Source organism: Pararhizobium sp. PWRC1-1, from assembly GCF_049897905.1.
Lineage (GTDB): Bacteria > Pseudomonadota > Alphaproteobacteria > Rhizobiales > Rhizobiaceae > Pararhizobium.
In genome coordinates this window covers 511,447-528,289 of sequence record NZ_JAFCXE010000001.1, presented here as the reverse complement: position 1 = coordinate 528,289, position 16,843 = coordinate 511,447, and the positions used below count along the sequence as shown (strand labels likewise).

At 59.8% G+C, this 16,843-nt stretch carries 14 protein-coding genes; 9 read left to right on the top strand and 5 right to left on the bottom strand.

The genetic code is table 11. From position 1 onward, the window contains the following. The first annotated feature begins 177 nt into the window (after positions 1-177). Positions 178-2,349, top strand: a complete 2,172-nt coding sequence (locus ACP7E0_RS02520) for a CHASE2 domain-containing protein (protein ID WP_426122746.1) — start codon at positions 178-180, stop codon at positions 2,347-2,349. A gap of 59 nt (positions 2,350-2,408) precedes the next feature. Here ACP7E0_RS02520 and ACP7E0_RS02515 read toward each other — a convergent pair whose 3' ends face one another. Together ACP7E0_RS02515 and ACP7E0_RS02510 are read right to left on the bottom strand one after the other, a co-directional pair. Next, positions 2,409-3,467, bottom strand: a complete 1,059-nt coding sequence (locus ACP7E0_RS02515; protein WP_426122744.1) for a FecR domain-containing protein — start codon at positions 3,465-3,467, stop codon at positions 2,409-2,411. A gap of 227 nt (positions 3,468-3,694) precedes the next feature. Beyond that, on the bottom strand, positions 3,695-4,843 hold the full coding sequence (locus ACP7E0_RS02510; protein ID WP_426122743.1) for a DUF2778 domain-containing protein: 1,149 nt from the start codon (positions 4,841-4,843) through the stop codon (positions 3,695-3,697). A gap of 373 nt (positions 4,844-5,216) precedes the next feature. Between ACP7E0_RS02510 and ACP7E0_RS02505 the strand changes: the two genes are divergently transcribed. The 3 genes from ACP7E0_RS02505 (at position 5,217) to ACP7E0_RS02495 (ending at position 7,970) form a co-directional block, all read left to right on the top strand. Further along, the gene (locus ACP7E0_RS02505) at positions 5,217-5,840 is read left to right on the top strand and encodes a dihydrofolate reductase family protein (protein ID WP_426122741.1); all 624 of its coding nucleotides are present in this window, start codon (positions 5,217-5,219) and stop codon (positions 5,838-5,840) included. Positions 5,841-6,079: 239 nt separating this feature from the next. Next, on the top strand, positions 6,080-7,342 hold the full coding sequence (locus tag ACP7E0_RS02500; protein WP_426122739.1) for a GGDEF domain-containing protein: 1,263 nt from the start codon (positions 6,080-6,082) through the stop codon (positions 7,340-7,342). 130 nt (positions 7,343-7,472) lie between these two features. Then, positions 7,473-7,970, top strand: a complete 498-nt coding sequence (locus tag ACP7E0_RS02495; RefSeq protein WP_426122738.1) for a CreA family protein — start codon at positions 7,473-7,475, stop codon at positions 7,968-7,970. Here the strand turns inward: ACP7E0_RS02495 and pncA are convergent. From pncA to ACP7E0_RS02480, 3 genes are all read right to left on the bottom strand, one after another. Then, positions 7,942-8,610 (bottom strand): bifunctional nicotinamidase/pyrazinamidase, encoded by a 669-nt coding sequence (gene pncA, locus ACP7E0_RS02490; protein WP_426122736.1) that lies wholly within the window; start codon positions 8,608-8,610, stop codon positions 7,942-7,944. The genes ACP7E0_RS02495 and pncA overlap by 29 nt on opposite strands. Positions 8,611-8,768: 158 nt before the next feature. Beyond that, positions 8,769-9,233 (bottom strand): chemotaxis protein CheW, encoded by a 465-nt coding sequence (locus ACP7E0_RS02485; RefSeq protein WP_037096270.1) that lies wholly within the window; start codon positions 9,231-9,233, stop codon positions 8,769-8,771. Positions 9,234-9,235: 2 nt separating this feature from the next. Then, positions 9,236-11,212 (bottom strand): methyl-accepting chemotaxis protein, encoded by a 1,977-nt coding sequence (locus ACP7E0_RS02480; protein WP_426122734.1) that lies wholly within the window; start codon positions 11,210-11,212, stop codon positions 9,236-9,238. A 276-nt stretch (positions 11,213-11,488) separates the two neighbouring features. Here ACP7E0_RS02480 and ACP7E0_RS02475 point away from each other — a divergent pair, with 276 nt between their 5' ends. The 5 genes from ACP7E0_RS02475 to ACP7E0_RS02455 all read left to right on the top strand — a co-directional run bounded on the left by ACP7E0_RS02475 (position 11,489) and on the right by ACP7E0_RS02455 (position 16,812). Next, the gene (locus ACP7E0_RS02475) at positions 11,489-11,647 is read left to right on the top strand and encodes a hypothetical protein (protein ID WP_426122733.1); all 159 of its coding nucleotides are present in this window, start codon (positions 11,489-11,491) and stop codon (positions 11,645-11,647) included. A 103-nt stretch (positions 11,648-11,750) separates the two neighbouring features. Then, the gene (locus ACP7E0_RS02470; protein WP_426122732.1) at positions 11,751-12,350 is read left to right on the top strand and encodes an SCO family protein; all 600 of its coding nucleotides are present in this window, start codon (positions 11,751-11,753) and stop codon (positions 12,348-12,350) included. A gap of 20 nt (positions 12,351-12,370) precedes the next feature. Beyond that, entirely contained in the window at positions 12,371-13,501 is a 1,131-nt protein-coding gene (locus ACP7E0_RS02465) for an FAD-dependent oxidoreductase (protein WP_426122731.1), read from the top strand. A gap of 86 nt (positions 13,502-13,587) precedes the next feature. Further along, positions 13,588-14,466: a 50S ribosomal protein L11 methyltransferase gene (locus ACP7E0_RS02460; RefSeq protein WP_426122730.1), complete on the top strand. Its 879-nt coding sequence runs from the start codon at positions 13,588-13,590 to the stop codon at positions 14,464-14,466. Positions 14,467-14,976: 510 nt separating this feature from the next. Then, positions 14,977-16,812, top strand: a complete 1,836-nt coding sequence (locus ACP7E0_RS02455) for an aminopeptidase P family protein (protein ID WP_426122729.1) — start codon at positions 14,977-14,979, stop codon at positions 16,810-16,812. Positions 16,813-16,843: the final 31 nt, after the last annotated feature.

Genomic DNA, 16,843 nt, shown 5'->3' with positions numbered 1-16,843 from the left:
GATGGGATTAGAGCACGGTGCTGACGGTGGCAATTCCCCAACCTTGCGGGCACATCCCGTGCTGCCCTCCGGCTCCCACCGCTGTATCAGAAAAAGGCACGCACACCGCCGGACATGCCTTTTTCCCATTGACGTCGCACGTGTTAAGCTCCGGGACCTTGGGGGCGGATGGCGTAGATGACACGCGCGCAGCAAATTGGCGTCATTGTCGGTCTGGTGATCGTAGCAGTCCTGACGATCCTGCGAGCAAGCGATCCGCAGGTGATGAGACAGGCCCGCGAAGTGGCGTTTGATGAATATCAGCGCATCGTGCCCCGTGCCTTTCAGGATATGCCGGTTCGCGTGGTCGATATAGACGAGGCCTCGCTGAAGGAATTCGGTCAGTGGCCGTGGCCAAGGGACCGCATGGCCAAGCTGGTTGACCGGCTTTCCGGCATGGGTGCATCTGCCATCGCCTTTGACATCCTCTTTTCGGAGCCCGACCGGCTTTCCCCCCGCACAGTCGTTCGTGACATCGCAGGGATAGATCCGTCGCTCCTGGCACGGCTGCCGGATAATGACGAAACTTTCGCGCACGCGATTGCCGGAAAACCCGTGGTGCTCGGCTTTGCACTCTCGAATGAAGGAAACAGCCGTCCCGGGATGAAGGCCGGCTTTGCCTTTACCGGCGAACCGCCATTCAACGCGCCGCCCCGCATCCTCAGCGCAACGCCGCTGCGGCCGCAGCTTGAGGCCAATGCCGCAGGTATCGGGCATATCAGCCTCAACCCCGGCGATCCATCAGCCGTCGTGCGCACCGTGCCATTGTTGTTGAGCGACGGTAAACAGCTCTACCCCAACCTTGCGCTGGAAGCATTGCGCGTCGCCCAGGGAGCATCCACCTATCTGCTCGCGGACGCCCCCGATGTACCGGACACGATAACCCAGATCAAGATTGGCGAATTCATCGTCCCGGTAACAGCAGCGGGAGAATTGTGGCTCTATGTCACGCCTGACAATGCCGGCAGGTATGTTTCCGCAACCAACATCCTCACGGACAGTGATATCCCGGCCGGGACAGCAGCGAAGATAGACGGCAGTATCGTGTTCGTCGGCACATCCGCCGCCGGCCTTCAGGATATCCGCACGACCGCCCTCGGCCAAAACGTACCCGGTGTTTCGCTACAGGCCCAGATCGTCGAGCAAATTCTGTCGGGCCGTTTTTTGTCGCGGCCGGATTGGGCCGACGGGCTTGAAATCCTCGGCATCGCGCTGGTCGGCACGGTGCTCGTCGTCCTGACAACGTTCGTCAGCCCGGCGATGGCGCTTGCCTGCGGCCTGCTGATCACGGCGCTCGCTCTTGCCGCCTCCTGGCTCGCTTTCCTCTATGGCGGCCTTCTCGTCGACCCTTTGGCGCCGATCATCAGCGGGTCGATCACGCATTTTTCCGCGACCGCATTTCGCTTCCTGGTGATCGACCGGGAGCGCAGGGCAGTCCGGGCCGCCTTTGGCCACTATCTTTCTCCCTCCCTGCTCTATCGCATCGAACATACGCAGAATGCCCTGCGCCTCGGCGGCGACGATCGGGAGTTGACGGTGATGTTCGTCGATGTCCGAAACTTTACCGAGATCAGCGAGCGGCTGACGCCCGCCGCGGTCGTCGGGTTTTTGAACACCTTCCTTGACGCACTCAGCCGCCACGTCATCGCCAATGAGGGAACACTCGATAAGTTCATCGGCGATTCGATCATGGCCTTCTGGAATGCGCCTGTTGACGTTAACGACCATGCGTCCAAGGCTGTCCATGCGGCGCTGGCTATGCGGCAAACGCTTGCCCGCCTCAACGCCGAGGATGCGTTCGGCTTCGGCGGCGGCCAAACCGTCGGCATCGGTATCGGTGTCCATACCGGGCTTGCCTGCGTCGGCAACATGGGCGCCGAAACCCATTTCAACTACTCGGCTGTGGGCGACACGGTCAACATTGCCGCGCGCATCGAAACGGCATGCAAGGACGTTTGCTTCGATATTCTGGTATCGGAAAACACCGCCAGCCTCGCCCCGCAATACGCCGTGCTCGAAGCCGGAGCCCTGCCCCTGAAAGGAAAGAGCACGCGAACCCGCACCTTCGCCGTGCTAGGAGATGAAAGTCTCGCCCAATCGGCCGAGTTTATCGAACTGAAACACGCTCACGCACGAATGATCGAAGCGTTGGCGGCGCGGTCGCCAGCCGCGCGGGAAACGGTGCGTGCTGCCACGCGCAAAGCCGCAGTGTTCCAGACAGATATGGTGGAATTCTATCGCCGAATCTCGCGCAGGACCGAGCATTTTTCGCACAAGGCGCCCCAAGGGGATGACACGCCGGCGAAATAAACTGCGCGACGTCGAGGAATGAAGAACAAGCTTTCCCTCCACACATTTAAGGCCGATCGCTAATCGTGATTCGCCTTGTCGCGGTCGCCCTTGTGACCATGGTGGGAGCGTCCGTCGTTATGGTCCCTTCCCCCATGTTTGCCACGATCATTGTTGTCTCCATCATGCTTGTCGTTGTTGCTGTCTCCCCCATCATGCTGACCATGACCACCGGGCTTGTCATCGCCATCATCGTGATGTTCGTGATGTTCGTGATGTTCGTGATGCTGCTTATCGTTGCCGGGTCTGTCACGATGGGGTTTATCGGGCTTGTTATCGCTCCGCTTGTCAGGCTTGTCGTCATTGGGCTTCTGTTCTTCCGGCGTATCAATTTTGCCAGGACTGTTCGGGGTAGGACGCACTTCCCTTTCATTGCGGGGCGCACGGTCATCACGCTGGACATCAACCGCCGAAGCAAGACCACAGCCGCCATAGCCACTGCTACCCGAAAGCTTCTGATTGCCTGACAGGAACGGCAGTGCCCTGGCATTACCCAATGTCTTGAAAACGGTTCGATTGACGCGGCGAACATCGGTCATGTTGCCGTTGCGCTTGGCAATGATGCAATCGCAGCGCCGGGTCAGTTGCTTGCAGCCACCCGCACCGCAAAAACTAGCCGCGCCTCCGAGCATGACCACTGCCGTTGTGCCATCGGCACCGACGTAGAAATCGAAGGCAGTGCCGCGCACGCCGATCGTCCCGGCCGGCGTCAAAATTTCATAGGCCGTGTGTTTGGATTTTCCGCTCACCCAGCGAAACGTTCCCTTGGCAGCCTTGATTGTCAGCTTCTTCACGGAGTTGGTGTCGTCGAAAACGAACTTGTCGACAACCACTGACGAGCCCCAGCCGACAGCAAGCTTGGTACCATCCCGGAACACGAACTGACCAAGGCCTGATTTGGACGTCCGAATACGCTCGTCCCGGTGCACCGGATCGTTGATCGAAAAATCTCCGCCAGCCCCTGTTACCGCAGTCCTGATCTCGACGGCCTTGCCGATCGGCTCGGCCGCCATGATCAATGTCGCGCTACAGTACAGGAATCCAAACGCAACAGCGCTCACCCTATAAGGAGTTAACATGTCCCCCTCCTGATGCCCGTACATTAGCATATTATGAAGGAGCGTGTCTTCTGATCTGCGAGTGATCTGCGAGCAGCATATGGGAGTATGGGAAACAGGCGGCTGAGATCACCGTGTGTAGCCCCTACAGGGCACATTGTGGCGGCAAGGATCGTGGAGCGATCCCTATCGGCATCACCCACCGTCTCACGGCCGCGGGATCAGACCGCCCAGACGCGAAGAACCGGTCAGGCGCCCTTGGAAAACAGCGATGCAAAGGTGCGCTTCGGCGCGGAAAAGCCCTTCATGCTCTTGACGATGACCATATGGCTGATCTCGCCACGCTTGAAGGCCTTCAGGAAGCGGGGATATTCTTCGAAGGCGACGCATCCATGCGAGTCGCCCCGGTTTCTAAGAAGATAGCTGTGCGCCAGCAGGCCGTCGCGGCCATGTGGCGCGACGCCATCCACCGGCGTCAGCCGCACGGCGGCAACGCCATGGAAGAGCGATTCGCGCATCGTCACTTTATAGGTGCCGGGCGGCGTCGGGCCTTTCATTTTGACATGAACATAGTTCGGATTGTCACGCATCTTACCGATGCCGGAATGCGCTTCCAGCTTCTCGCCGTTCGGCATATAAACCACGCCAGCCGAGATATCGTAGTAGGCAACCCCCTTCTTGCCACTGAAGGACGGACGAACTTCGTTGTCGTCATCCATGGGGAAGTCCGGCTTGGCGTAGGCAAGTTCTTTGGCTGCCGGCTTTTTAGCCCGTTCGTCAGGCCTTCCGGCCACATCTGCAAGGCTTCGCGGCTTGGCGAGCGGCAGCGGCCCCAGATCGGGAAGCGTGCCGTCGAGAGCCGACGATTGCTCCGGCATAACCAGACTGAATGGCTTGGCAAGACCCTGATCCTTGAGCGAGACGGTTTCGACCAGCGCGTTGGCCGAAACCGGGGTCGAGCCGGTGATCACAGCATCGCCCCTTGCTGCCGCAGCATTCGCCAGCGCCAGAACCTGTGTCTTTTCGACGAAGTCCACGGCTGGCTTGACCATGGCGATCGCGGCCAGGCTCTTTTGCGGTGCGGCATGGGCGACGAGGTTCATGCGCGGCAGAACGGTGAGCCGCGAAAACTTGGAAAGACGTACAATACGCTGCTGGGGAGCATCGTGCATGATCGGGTTAAGTCCGAGCGACGCCTCCAGCCGCGGCCCTTTGCTGGACGGCAGCGAAGGCCCCATGCTTTGCATCGCTGCAAATGTCGCGACCATCCAAACCGAGGCTGCAATGCCGATGCCGACAACGGTGGCGCCGGAGAGAAACCGCGACGATTGCCTGGAACGCCCCCCTGCCTTGCCGGAAGGGGTAACGTGACTGAACTTTTCGACCGCAAACGCCATGATACTCGTTACCCGAAACGCATTACTCAATCGGAGAGCAACAAGACACATTGCCGCCGAGGCCGGTCCAAAGCCCACGATGCGCCGAACTGCGCGCTTGCCGGGGCCTGCCGGTCGATCAAAAGAATGACAAAGTATGGTAACCAATTCCTTTACACGGGCTCCAAGAATATCAGGGAGCAAGGTGGACATCGGAGAAACGGAACAGCCGCAGGCAAAAGCGGTGAAGGCATTCTTCCCGCCCAGAAATAACGGTATCGCGAGCCGTAACAACGCGGGAATATCCCCGCGCATTGAACTTGAAGCTCAAAAAAACTGCATTTGCGTCCGGTCTCAGACCCTTTATTTTTGGCGAGAATAAGGAGACGCTCAGATGAGCCATGTTTTTCTCGACATCAGCCTGTCGCTCGACGGCTTTGCCGCAGGCCCGGATATCTCCCATGAACACCCGCTCGGCAGGAATGGCGAGGCGTTGCATGCCTGGCTGTTCGGCACTGAAGCGACGCCACCTGATGCATTGGACCGGCAGGCAGCAGAGGATATGTTTTCGCAGACCGGCGCCTTCATTATCGGCCGGACCACCTATGATGTCGGCGTACCAGAATGGGGCGAAGATGGAGCCTTCGGTATGCCATGTTTCGTCATGACGCACCGTTTGCGCGACAAGCATGTGATGGGCCCGACGACTTTCACCTTCGTCAATGAGGAGCCCGCGGCTGTACTCCGGATGGCCAAGGCAGCGGCGGGTGATAAGTCCGTCTGTGTCATGGGTGGTGCGACAACCGCCCGGCAGTTCGTCGAAGCGGGTCTGCTGGATGAATTGTGCATTCACATCGCCCCTGTCCTGCTCGGCCGGGGCACACGATTGTTTGATACACTCCCCGGCGTAACCTATTTTCAGGCAACATCCATGGCATCAACCCCTCTGGCGACCCACTTCCGGTTTCGGCGCAAAAGCCACCCCTTCCCCCTGCCACCACAACAAACGGCAGAATGAAACTCGGGGTCGCGGAAATACTGCACGTGCATATCGGTACTCCCAAAATCATAGGTAGATATCGATTGCACTGATGTCGCGGAAAAATAGTGGTGAAAACCCATAAACGCGGGCGGATTGGCTAAAATTGCAGCGAATTTCGGCGGAAAAAATTAAAACGGCGGCACTACGAATTCGGGCTTATCCGCATGAACGGACCTGAACCTTTTTAAGCACTCATTCGGCAGGAATTCGCATCTATGAGCTTTCTTTCCGCCATCGCAGCCATCTCTCTCGCGGTCATGTTTCCAGTGCTTCTGTCCCTGCGCAAATCAAGTGTGCCGGGTACCGCCAGTTTCGGCGCCGCCTGCGGCATTGAAATGCTGGCAACAGCCTTCGATCTGACTGCAAATATTACTCCCGCGTGGTCCCACGCAGGGTTGGGCTCGATATCGACAGTGATAGCCTGTCTGCTGATCCTGAACGGCTTCAGGGTGTTCCTTGGCAGGCCGTCGCCCAGCGGCTGGCCACTCGCCGTTGCGCTTGCCGTCCTTGGTGCCGTTCTGCTGTTCCTCAGCCGTGCTGCCGGCCACGTTTCGGCACAGACCGCCATTGGCACCGGCCTTTCCAGCCTTGTCTGCCTCTTCATCGGAATGACGATCGTCCGCCATTGGCCGAAAGAGCAGGCGATCGCGCCCTATATGCTATTCTGCTGCATGGCTGCATTCGCCGTCGCCGCCCTTCATGCCCTGCAGCTTGCAAGCCTCACCACCGGTTTCGGAATGTTTGGAAATGTCATGGATCCGCACATTGGGGCAACGGCGCTACTGGCTGCACAAGTTCTCAGCATGCCATTGTTTTTCCTTGGTATCACCCTGATGCTGCATGGGCGGATGATCGCCAATCTCCGCCATTTGATCGCCCATGACGACCTGACCGGTGCGCTGTCGCGCCGCGCTTTCATGGCGAAGTTCGAGCGGATGCTCGCAATTGCCGCGGCATCCGGCCGACAGACCGCATTCATGCTGCTCGACCTTGACCGCTTCAAGCAAATCAACGACGCCCATGGCCACCCCGGTGGTGATGCAGCTCTCAGGCATTTTACCCGGACCATCTGCGAAACTCTTGCCGGGCGCGGCATCCTTGGGCGGCTGGGGGGCGAAGAATTCGGCGTCGCGCTGAGCGGCATTGGCAGGCTCGAAGCAGCCGAACTTGCCGACGCGCTGTGCACCGCCGTCAGAACGGCACCGGCAGGAACGGATCGAGGCTCAGATATTGCGCTGACTGTCAGCATCGGCATGGCAATGGCCGATCCGGGCGGGTCCCTGGCACAGGTTATGGTTCAAGCCGATATCGCGCTTTATGAGGCCAAGGCACTGGGACGCGACAGGTTGAGCATCGCCGGATCCCTGCATGCAACCTCTACCGCGAGTGCCCGGGCGCTGGCAGGGGCAGCAGCCCAGATGCGAGCGGCCGCAGATGGAAGCATGGAATCGGCCCGGCCACTATCCAATACCGGCTAAAACGCCTATCGAACGGCGTTGGCCATCCTTCGGCCTGCGGCACCAACACCGATGCGCCATCCACGCGCGCGCCGCTTGCATTGCCCGCCGCCCATCCTATGTCTGTGGCATCGCATCCGGAGAACCAACAATGCCGCTTCCCATCCGTTTCATCAGTGCCTGCGCCTTTCTTGCGACAAGCCTTGCCGGGTTTTCCACGCAAGCCGAAACGGTCGGCGAAGTCGGCGTCGACTGGCTCGGCAACGACATTACCATCGATGCCGTGAGCGATCCGAAGGTCTCGGGCGTCACCTGCCATGTCACCTACTTCGACCGCAGCGTCATTGACCGCCTGAAGAACGGCAACTGGTTCGAGGACCCGTCAAACAATTCAATCTCCTGCCGCCAGACCGGACCGGTGACGATCGGCGATATCGAGCTTGGCCAGGAAGGCGAGGAAGTGTTTCGCGAGGGGCTTTCCCTCATCTGGAAGAAGCTTGTCGTCACCCGCGTTTACGACAAAAAGAACAATACGCTGATCTACCTCGCCCATTCGCGCGAACTGACCGACGGTTCCGCCAAGATGTCGATCTCGACCATTCCACTGTTCGAACAGCCGGTTACCTGGGAAAAAGGCGCTCCGAAGTAGAAACACCGTCCTTGGCTTCAGCCATCACGCCGGCAGACGTGACGATGGTTGCCCCCGCAGCCGACATACCGGCGATAGCCGCTGTAACACCTTGCGGATCAATGCCTCGGCACGCATCGACGACGAGCCGAACGGAAATACCGGGGATCAGCAGAATTGCGTCAAGGACCGAATCCCTGACGCAATAGTCTGTTGCAAGACCGCAGACATCGAGTTGATCGACGCCACGGTCGACCAGGTAAACGGACAGCCCAGTCAGCGCCTCGTGATCATTGTCACGAAAAGCCGAATAGCTGTCGACGTTACGGTTTTCCCCCTTGGGCTGAACGTGGTCTATGCGAGCCCTATCCAGTGCCGGATGGAAATCGGCGTCAGGCGTCCCCTGCACACAATGATCCGGCCAGAGCATCTGGGGCTTGCCGTGAAGCATACCCATTTCGAATGGGTGGCGGCCCGGATGCTGCGAGGCAAAGCTGCCATGGTCAGCCGGATGCCAGTCTTGCGATGCAACGACCAGATCATAGCCGCCCTCAGCCATCAGCCGGTTGGCGACAACAACGACCGCTTCGCCATCCGGGACAGCGAGGTTTCCGCCGGAGCAAAAGCCGTTCTGGATATCGACGAGCAGCAAGCATTTCACGGGCAATCTCCTGGGGTTACGCATCGCACAGGAATGCTATTCGCAACTGCTGCAACGCACAATGCGGGCGACACATTTCGCAAGCATCCAACTGCCCAAACTCCAAAAGACGCCAACCGGTTCACCGATGGCGTCTTTTTCTGCTCAAGGCGGCTGAATTAAGCAGCCTGCGCCAGTTCGTCGGCGATGACGGTATCGAGATTGAGGAAGCAGACCATGGTCTTTTCCAGGGCAACGATGCCGCGGCAGAAGGCGCGCTGCGCTTCCGGAATGATTTCCGGAGCCGGCTGCAGTGCTTCGCTCTTGATCGTCATCATGTCGGAAACCTGCTCGACCAGCAGACCGACCAGCTTGCCGGCGATGTCGGTGACGATGATCGCCGAACGTTCCGACGGCTCCGTCATCTTCATGCCGAGGCGGCAGGCCATGTCGATGACCGGGATAACGGCACCGCGCAGGTTGATCAGGCCCAGCACGTAAGGCGGCGTGTGCGGCATCGGCGTCACCGGCGCCCAGCCGCGGATTTCGCGGATCGCCATGATGTCGATGCAGAATTCCTGATCGCCCAGATGGAACGACACGATCTCCAGATAGGCACCGGACTGCTTGATTGCGTTTGACATGATCAGAACTCTTCCCAATTTTCGGCGGAACCCGATGCCTTTGGCACGGATGACGCGGGGCTGTTGAAGGCGCCCGCCAGCTTGCCCATCAGGGCTTTGGCGGGGGATGGTGCGGGACGCGTGGTCGCTGGCGTGGCGACGCGAATAGGCTGATGGATGGGGCGGGCAGACGCGCCACTGAGCTGGAACTGGCCGATCAGTGCGGTCAACCCCTCGGCATCCTGCGCCAAAGTATGGCTTGCGGCATTGGTCTGTTCGACCATGGCGGCATTCTGCTGGGTCATCTGGTCCAGCTGACCGATCGCGGTGTTGATTTCCTGGAGGCCAACCGACTGTTCGCGCGCGGCACTGACGATCGACGTCATGTGTTCGTTGATCCGCACCACATCCGTGCCGATCCGGCCGAGCGCTTCGCCGGTTGCCTGCACCAGCTTGACGCCCGTTCCGACTTCGCTGCTGGAACGGCCGACAAGCACCTTGATATCCTTCGCTGCACCGGCAGCCCGCTGGGCAAGCTCGCGCACTTCCTGTGCCACAACTGCAAAGCCCTTGCCCGCCTCACCGGCGCGGGCGGCCTCGACACCGGCATTCAGCGCGAGCAGATTGGTTTGGAAGGCGATCTCGTCGATCACATTGATGATCTTGCCGATTTCCGCGGATGCGTTTTCGATCCGGGCCATGGCTTCGACGGCTTCGCCGACGATACGGCCGGATTCCTCGGCATTGTTGCGGGTTTCGCCAACCATCCGGCTGGCTTCCTCGGCGCGCTGTGTGGCGGTACGCACAGTGACGGTGATCTGATCGAGAGCGGCAGAGGTTTCCTCGAGCGAGGCCGCCTGCTGTTCGGTGCGCTTGGCAAGATCGTCGGCGGCACCACGCATCTGGCGGCTGTTCGACTGGATCGAACTGCTGTTTTCCTGAACGTTGGATAGGACGCCCTGCAGCTTCTCGACGGTGTGGTTGAAGTCCTGACGCAGCGTTTCCAGGTCCTGCCGGAACGGCTGATCGATCGTCGCAGTCAGATTGCCGTCGGACAGGCGGTTAAGCCCCTGCCCGAGGGCAACAACTGCGCGCTGAACCTGCCGGGCCTCTTCAGCACTTGCCGCATCGCGCGCTTCGCGCTCCGCCTCATGCTCATTGCGGTTGGCAGCGACCGACAATTCAATGCTCTGCTTTTCAATCGCAGCCATCCGGAACATTTCGACTGCGCGGGCCATCTCGCCGAGTTCGTCGCCTCGGGCCACACCATCAACGGATGCCTGATCGTCACCCTTGAGAATGCGCTGCATGCTGTCGCGCACCGAAAAGATGCCGCGACGTAAAACGTTGCCATGAAAATAGAGCAGGCCCAGCAGCGAGGCCATAGCAGCCAGGCCAAGCCCGATTTGCAGCAGGATGGATTGGGCGGAAAGACCGGTTGCTTCGTTGAGACGCGAAACCAGCAGTTGACCAGCCTCGTCGGAGAGCTTGTCCAGGGAAACAGTCATCCGCTCGCCAGCACCGTCGATCGCGTCGTCGATGGCGCCGAAGGCCTCGGGCGCCGCGCCCTCCTCCACCATCCGCTTCAGGTCGATTTGCGCGGCCTGCGTCAGTTCGGCAAGGTCGGCGTCGAACGTCGCCATGATCTCCGGCTTGCTAACCGAGGCAGCCAGGGCAACAGCGTCTGCCTTGCTGGCGTTCAGCGCGGCAATCGAATCGGCGATGATCTTCAATCGTTCGGGTGAAACCTTGCGCTCATCCCGGTCGACAATTGTATCCATGGCCGCCAGAACGATCTCGATGCCGGTCAGCCGCATGCCGCTGGCATTTTTGATGGCGCTCTGCGCGACGGCGGCCTTGTCCAGAGCCTCGTTTACTTTCGAATTCTGATACCAGCCAACCGCCAGCATCGCACCGAAACCGACAAAGGCCGCAAGGCCAAGCGTTCCCAGGCGCTGACCGACAGACAGTTTGCGATCGAACTTTTCAAATGACGTCATGCAGCATGTATCCAGTTCTTGAATGCAGCAAAAGATTTGCAGACATGGGGAAGGAGCGATGATGCGGAAGACCGGACTGGATAAAAACCGGCGACGTCATGTCAGCAAGGGGACAGGCACCCCTTCACGCGCCTAGAACATGGCAAACAGAAATTAAACTTTTGCTAAAATGATCGCCGAATTCTTGTGCGGGGACAGGCTAGAGAGGCCTTCCGCCGCACCATAGCCGGTGCGAAACGGCTTTCAATGTCGAAGCCCACAGGATATCATTGCTTCATGCACGACGATGATGGAAGAAAGCCGCGTTCCCTGATGATCTCTGCCCTTGGCGGTGTCGGCCTGCTTCTGTGCGTTGCCGGTTTTCTCGGGTGGATCGTCCAGGGTCCGGAAATGCTGCTGACGATGGCTGAAAACGGCATATCCTGGTGTTTTTGACGAAGCCTGCCGCATTTTGACGCTGGCAGCGTAATGTTTTGCAACGTCCGAACCAAACCGCTATCTGAACAGCGATATTTGGCAGGTTTGAGCGGACATCATCATGAAAACACTTCGCATCGTTCTTTGGGCGGCCGTTGCCGTCGTCGCAGCTGCACTTGGCTGGATCAGCTTCCAGATGACCACGGGCAAGGAAGAGATCGCAGCCGGTCCGTTCGGTGTCCCCTTTGAATTGGTTTCACAGACCGGACAGCCGATCACGCAGGCCGCTTTCACCGGCAAACCATCGGCCTTGTTCTTCGGCTTCACCCATTGCCCGGAAGTCTGCCCGACCACCCTGTTCGAACTGAATGGCTGGCTGGAAAAGGTCGATCCCGACGGCACCAAGCTGCAGGCCTATTTCATCAGCGTCGATCCGGAACGCGACACGCCGGAAGTCCTCGGGCAATACGTCTCCAACGTCTCCAAGCGCATCACCGGCATTTCCGGCCCGCCGGACAAGGTCATGGAGATGGTCAAGGGTTTTCGCGTCTATGCCAAGAAGGTGCCGCTGGACGAAAAGAATCCTGGCGGCGACTACACGATGGATCATACTGCATCGGTGTTCCTGCTCGACTCCAAGGGCAAGTTCAGCGGCACGATCGCCTATGAGGAAAATCCGGAGACCGCAGTCAAGAAACTGGAAAACCTGACCAAGAAATAAACGGTCATCGCGAGGGGCTAATGGGTGAAGGCAGCGGAAAGTCCATCCTGATTGCTGGAGCCGGGCCAACCGGACTTGCCTTGGCACTCGAACTGGCGCGGCGGGGTTTCAAATCCCGCCTCGTGGCAAGGGCCGCCGGACCGACACCCATCCACGAAAGCCGGGCACTCGGCGTCAATGCCAGAACCCTGACCCTGCTGGAAGCTTCCGGCGTCAGCGCTTTGATCCTTGCCAAGGCCCGGCGGCTGACGAAATTCAAAATATCGGCGGGCGGAAGATCGCTGGTAACGCTGGAGACCGAAACCTTCCGCAGCCACTATTGCCCGATCCAGATCCTGGCCCAGGGCGAAACGGAACGGCTGCTGCTGCAAAAGCTGTCGGCGTTCGGCATCGTTCCGGAATGGTCGACCGAACTCACCGCGTTATCCGGCGATGTCAAAAAGCCGATGGTCACGCTCCAATATACCGATGGCCGCATCGAAACGGTGGAGCCGGACATGCTGATCGGTGCGGACGGAGCCCATTCCGCCGTGCGCAAGGCCTTTGGGTTTGCCTTCCTGGGCAATGCCATCGAGAGCCGTTTCTTCCTCGCCGACTACCGCTATGCCCAGCCGGTCGATACCGGCTTCATCGAGATGAACTTCCTCAATCCCGGCGTTCTGGGCCGGTTGCCGGTGAATGAGGATACGCTGCGCTACCTTTCAACGGACGAGGATTTCGAAACTCGCATCGACCATCCAGCCATGGTGCTGGAGCCGACCTGGAGCTCGGAATTCCGCATCAGCTTCCGCCATGTCGAGACCATGAGCCGCGGCAATGTGTTTCTGGCCGGAGATGCCGCCCATGTGCATTCACCAGCCGGTGCGCGCGGCATGAATCTCGGCATCGAGGATGCCTGCTGGTTGGCCTTTCTGATATCGGAAGGCCGCGAGCAGGATTATTCCAGCCTGCGGATGCCAGCGGTCAAAACCGTGCTCAGGGATACCCGGCGAAACACGGCTTTCATCAATCTAAAAAATCCGGTGCTGACAAAGTTGCGCTCGCTCCTGCTGCCGCTGGTCAATCATATCCCCAGCGTCTCGACGGCCTTTCTGCGCAATGCTGCCGGTCAGGACACCCCGCCACCGCCCTGGATTCCCGGCGCGCAATAGGCGCTGCGCTTTACCTCGCATCGCCCGGCATGCTAGAGCGCCGCAAGCCGTCCCGACGGCAAGCACTTGCCGACAAGGACAAAGACATGGCCGACCTGCGCCTCTTCATCACCACGACCGAAAAGCTCTCCGAAGTCGTTTTGGACCTGATGACCGATGCTTTCGAGGACGAAGGCTATGCCATCGCCACGATGGAAATGGACGAGAAGAAGGACATCTGGGAAGCGTCGCTCTATCTCGACTTCGACGAAGAAGAAGAGATGCGGGTGCGGTTCGCCGAGGTTGTCGCCGCCCGGTTTCCGGATGCGACGATCGAGCGGGAAGTCATTCCGGATGTCGACTGGATTGCCAAATCGCTGGAGGGCCTGTCGCCGGTGCGCGCCGGACGTTTCCTGGTGCACGGCTCGCATGACCGCGACAAGGTCAGGCTGAACGATATCGCCATCGAGATCGACGCCGGTCAGGCATTCGGCACCGGCCATCACGGCACGACGGCAGGCTGCCTTGAAGTCATCGAAACCGTCATGCGCGCCCGCAAGGTTCGCAATGCGCTCGATCTCGGCACCGGCAGTGGCGTGCTGGCTATTGCGGCGCGCAAGATCAAGCCGGTTCCGGTTCTGGCAACGGATATCGACCCGATCGCCACGCGCGTTGCCGCCGAAAATGTCAAACGCAATGGCATCGCCACCGGCATCACCACGGTGACGGCGCCCGGCTTTCACTCCCCGGCTTTTGCGGCGCATGGCCCATTCGACCTGATCATTGCCAACATCCTGGCACGGCCGCTGATCAAGATGGCACCGCAGCTCGCCAGCCATCTGGCACCGGGCGGCTCGGTCATTCTGTCGGGCATTCTTGCGTCACAGCGCTGGAAGGTGCTCTCGGCCTATAATGGCCAGCACCTGCGCCATGTCCGTACCATCTGGCGCAACGGCTGGGTGACGATCCATCTCGACCGGCCATAGGCCGGCGGCAATTGCAAAGACTATAAAAGGAAAACCCGCCTGTCCGTCATGGACAAGCGGGTTTTTCAATACAGAGGCGATGCCGAAGCATCGCCCGCTGACCGGCAAGCCGGTCATGTCCGCGAGCTTGAGGAGGAGGAGCGCTCAAGCGGACTCTTCACAGTCTGAAATCGGCCACCCGGGAGGGAGGAGGAGAAGGATGACCAACCATGTTCAGACCGTGCAGCTCTTGCCTTCCGGCATTCGCGTGAACAACAGATTTGCGTCCGTGTTCGTTGACCGGGTTTATAGACTATTCTGAAAACTGGTCCAGATGCATTGCAACATGGGTGCCATGCGCATGATGCATACGTTCGACAACACGAAAAGATCGTTCAACAAACTGCAGGCCATAAAGACGGGCTTTCGCAGCGCCGGTTGTTTCCGTTAGACTGCCCGCATCTTTTGAGGAATCGATCTGCCTCGCACCGCGCGATCCCGGTCCGGTTCTTCCCATCGCAGGAAAAATCCATGTTCCAGTCTTTTGCAGTCACCTCCACTCCGCAATTCGGAAAAGAGCGCGTCCATGCGCTGCGCGTTGCGCTCGCCGCCCTGGATGTCGATGGCTTTCTCGTCCCCCGCGCTGACGAGTTCCAGGGAGAATACGTGCCGGCGTCGGCCGAGCGCCTGTCCTGGCTCACCGGCTTTACAGGTTCCGCCGGTATCGCCCTCATCACGCTGCAACAGGCGGTTGTCTTTGTCGATGGCCGCTACGTCACCCAGCTCAAGGAACAGGTCGATGGCACGGTTTTCACCGGCGGCGACCTCGTCGGCGAGCCGCCGCATCTGTGGCTGGAGCACAATGGTAAAAAAGGCTTCCGCCTCGGCATCGATCCTTGGCTGCACACGGGCGCCGAGGTTCGTAAGCTGGAAAAGGCTCTGGAAGGGCTTGGCGGTTCGCTGGTCTTCCTCGACCACAATCCGCTCGACCGCCAATGGAAGGATCGGCCAGCCGCACCACTCGGCCGCGTCAAGATCCAGCCGCTCGATCATTCCGGCATTCTCGCCAAGGACAAGCTTGCAACGATGGCCACAGAGATCGCCAAGGCCGGTGCCGATGCCGTCGTTCTGACCGACCCGTCGTCGATCGCCTGGACCTTCAACATCCGCGGCCGCGATGTTCCACACACCCCCCACCCCCTCGCCCGCGCCGTTGTCCATGCCGACGGCACGGCCGAACTGTTCCTCGACAAGCGCAAGGCCGGGATCGAGGAGGAAGCCTACCTCACCCAGCTCTCCAACCTCGAGGCACCATCCTCCTTCGACGACAAGATTGCAGCCCTTGCCGCGACTGGCAAAAAGATCATGATCGATCCTGACCATGCGCCTTTTGCGCTGGCCGAACGCATTCGCGTCGGCGGCGGCACGATCATCGAGGCCATCGATCCCGCCCGCCTGCCCCGCGCCTGCAAGAATGCCGCCGAGCTAGAAGGCTCAGCCCGCGCCCATCTGCAGGATGGCGCCGCCATGGTCGAATTCCTCGCCTGGCTAGACCAGACACAGCCCGGGACGATCAGCGAGATTGCCGCCGTCGAAAAGCTGGAGGCCTGCCGCGCCGCTGTTGGCCAGCGGATGCAGAACCCTTTGAAGGACATTTCCTTCGATACCATCTCGGGTGCTGGCGAACATGCCGCGATCATGCATTACCGGGTCACCACCGAAAGCGACCTCACTATCGCCGATGGCACCATGTTCCTGATCGATTCCGGCGGCCAGTACATCAATGGCACCACCGACATTACCCGCACCGTCGCGATCGGCACCGTGCCCGAGGAACAGCGCCGCTTCTTCACGCTGGTCCTGAAGGGCATGATCGCCATCAGCGTTGCCCGCTTCCCGAAAGGTTCGCGCGGCATCGATCTCGATCCCTTGGCGCGCATCGCGCTGTGGAAGGCAGGCGCCGATTTCGCCCATGGCACCGGCCACGGCGTCGGCTCCTATCTATCGGTGCATGAAGGCCCGCAACGCATTTCCCGTGCTTCCATGCAGGAACTGCTTCCCGGCATGATTCTCTCCAACGAGCCCGGCTACTACCGCCCCGGTGCATTCGGCATCCGCATTGAAAATCTGGTTCATGTATTTGCGGCCAGCGAAATCGATGGCGGCGACTTGCCGATGCTGGGCTTCGAGACGCTGACCTTCTGCCCGATCGACCGCCGCCTGGTGGTCACAGCCCTGCTGACGGACGAAGAACTGTCCTGGCTGAACAGCTATCATCAGGAAACGCAGGAAAAGCTGTTGCCGCTGATTTCGGATGAAGCGGTGCAAACCTGGCTGAAAGCGGCGACAGCGCCGCTCAGCCGCTAAAAAATCAGGCCCGCTTCGCAGGGAGCGGGCC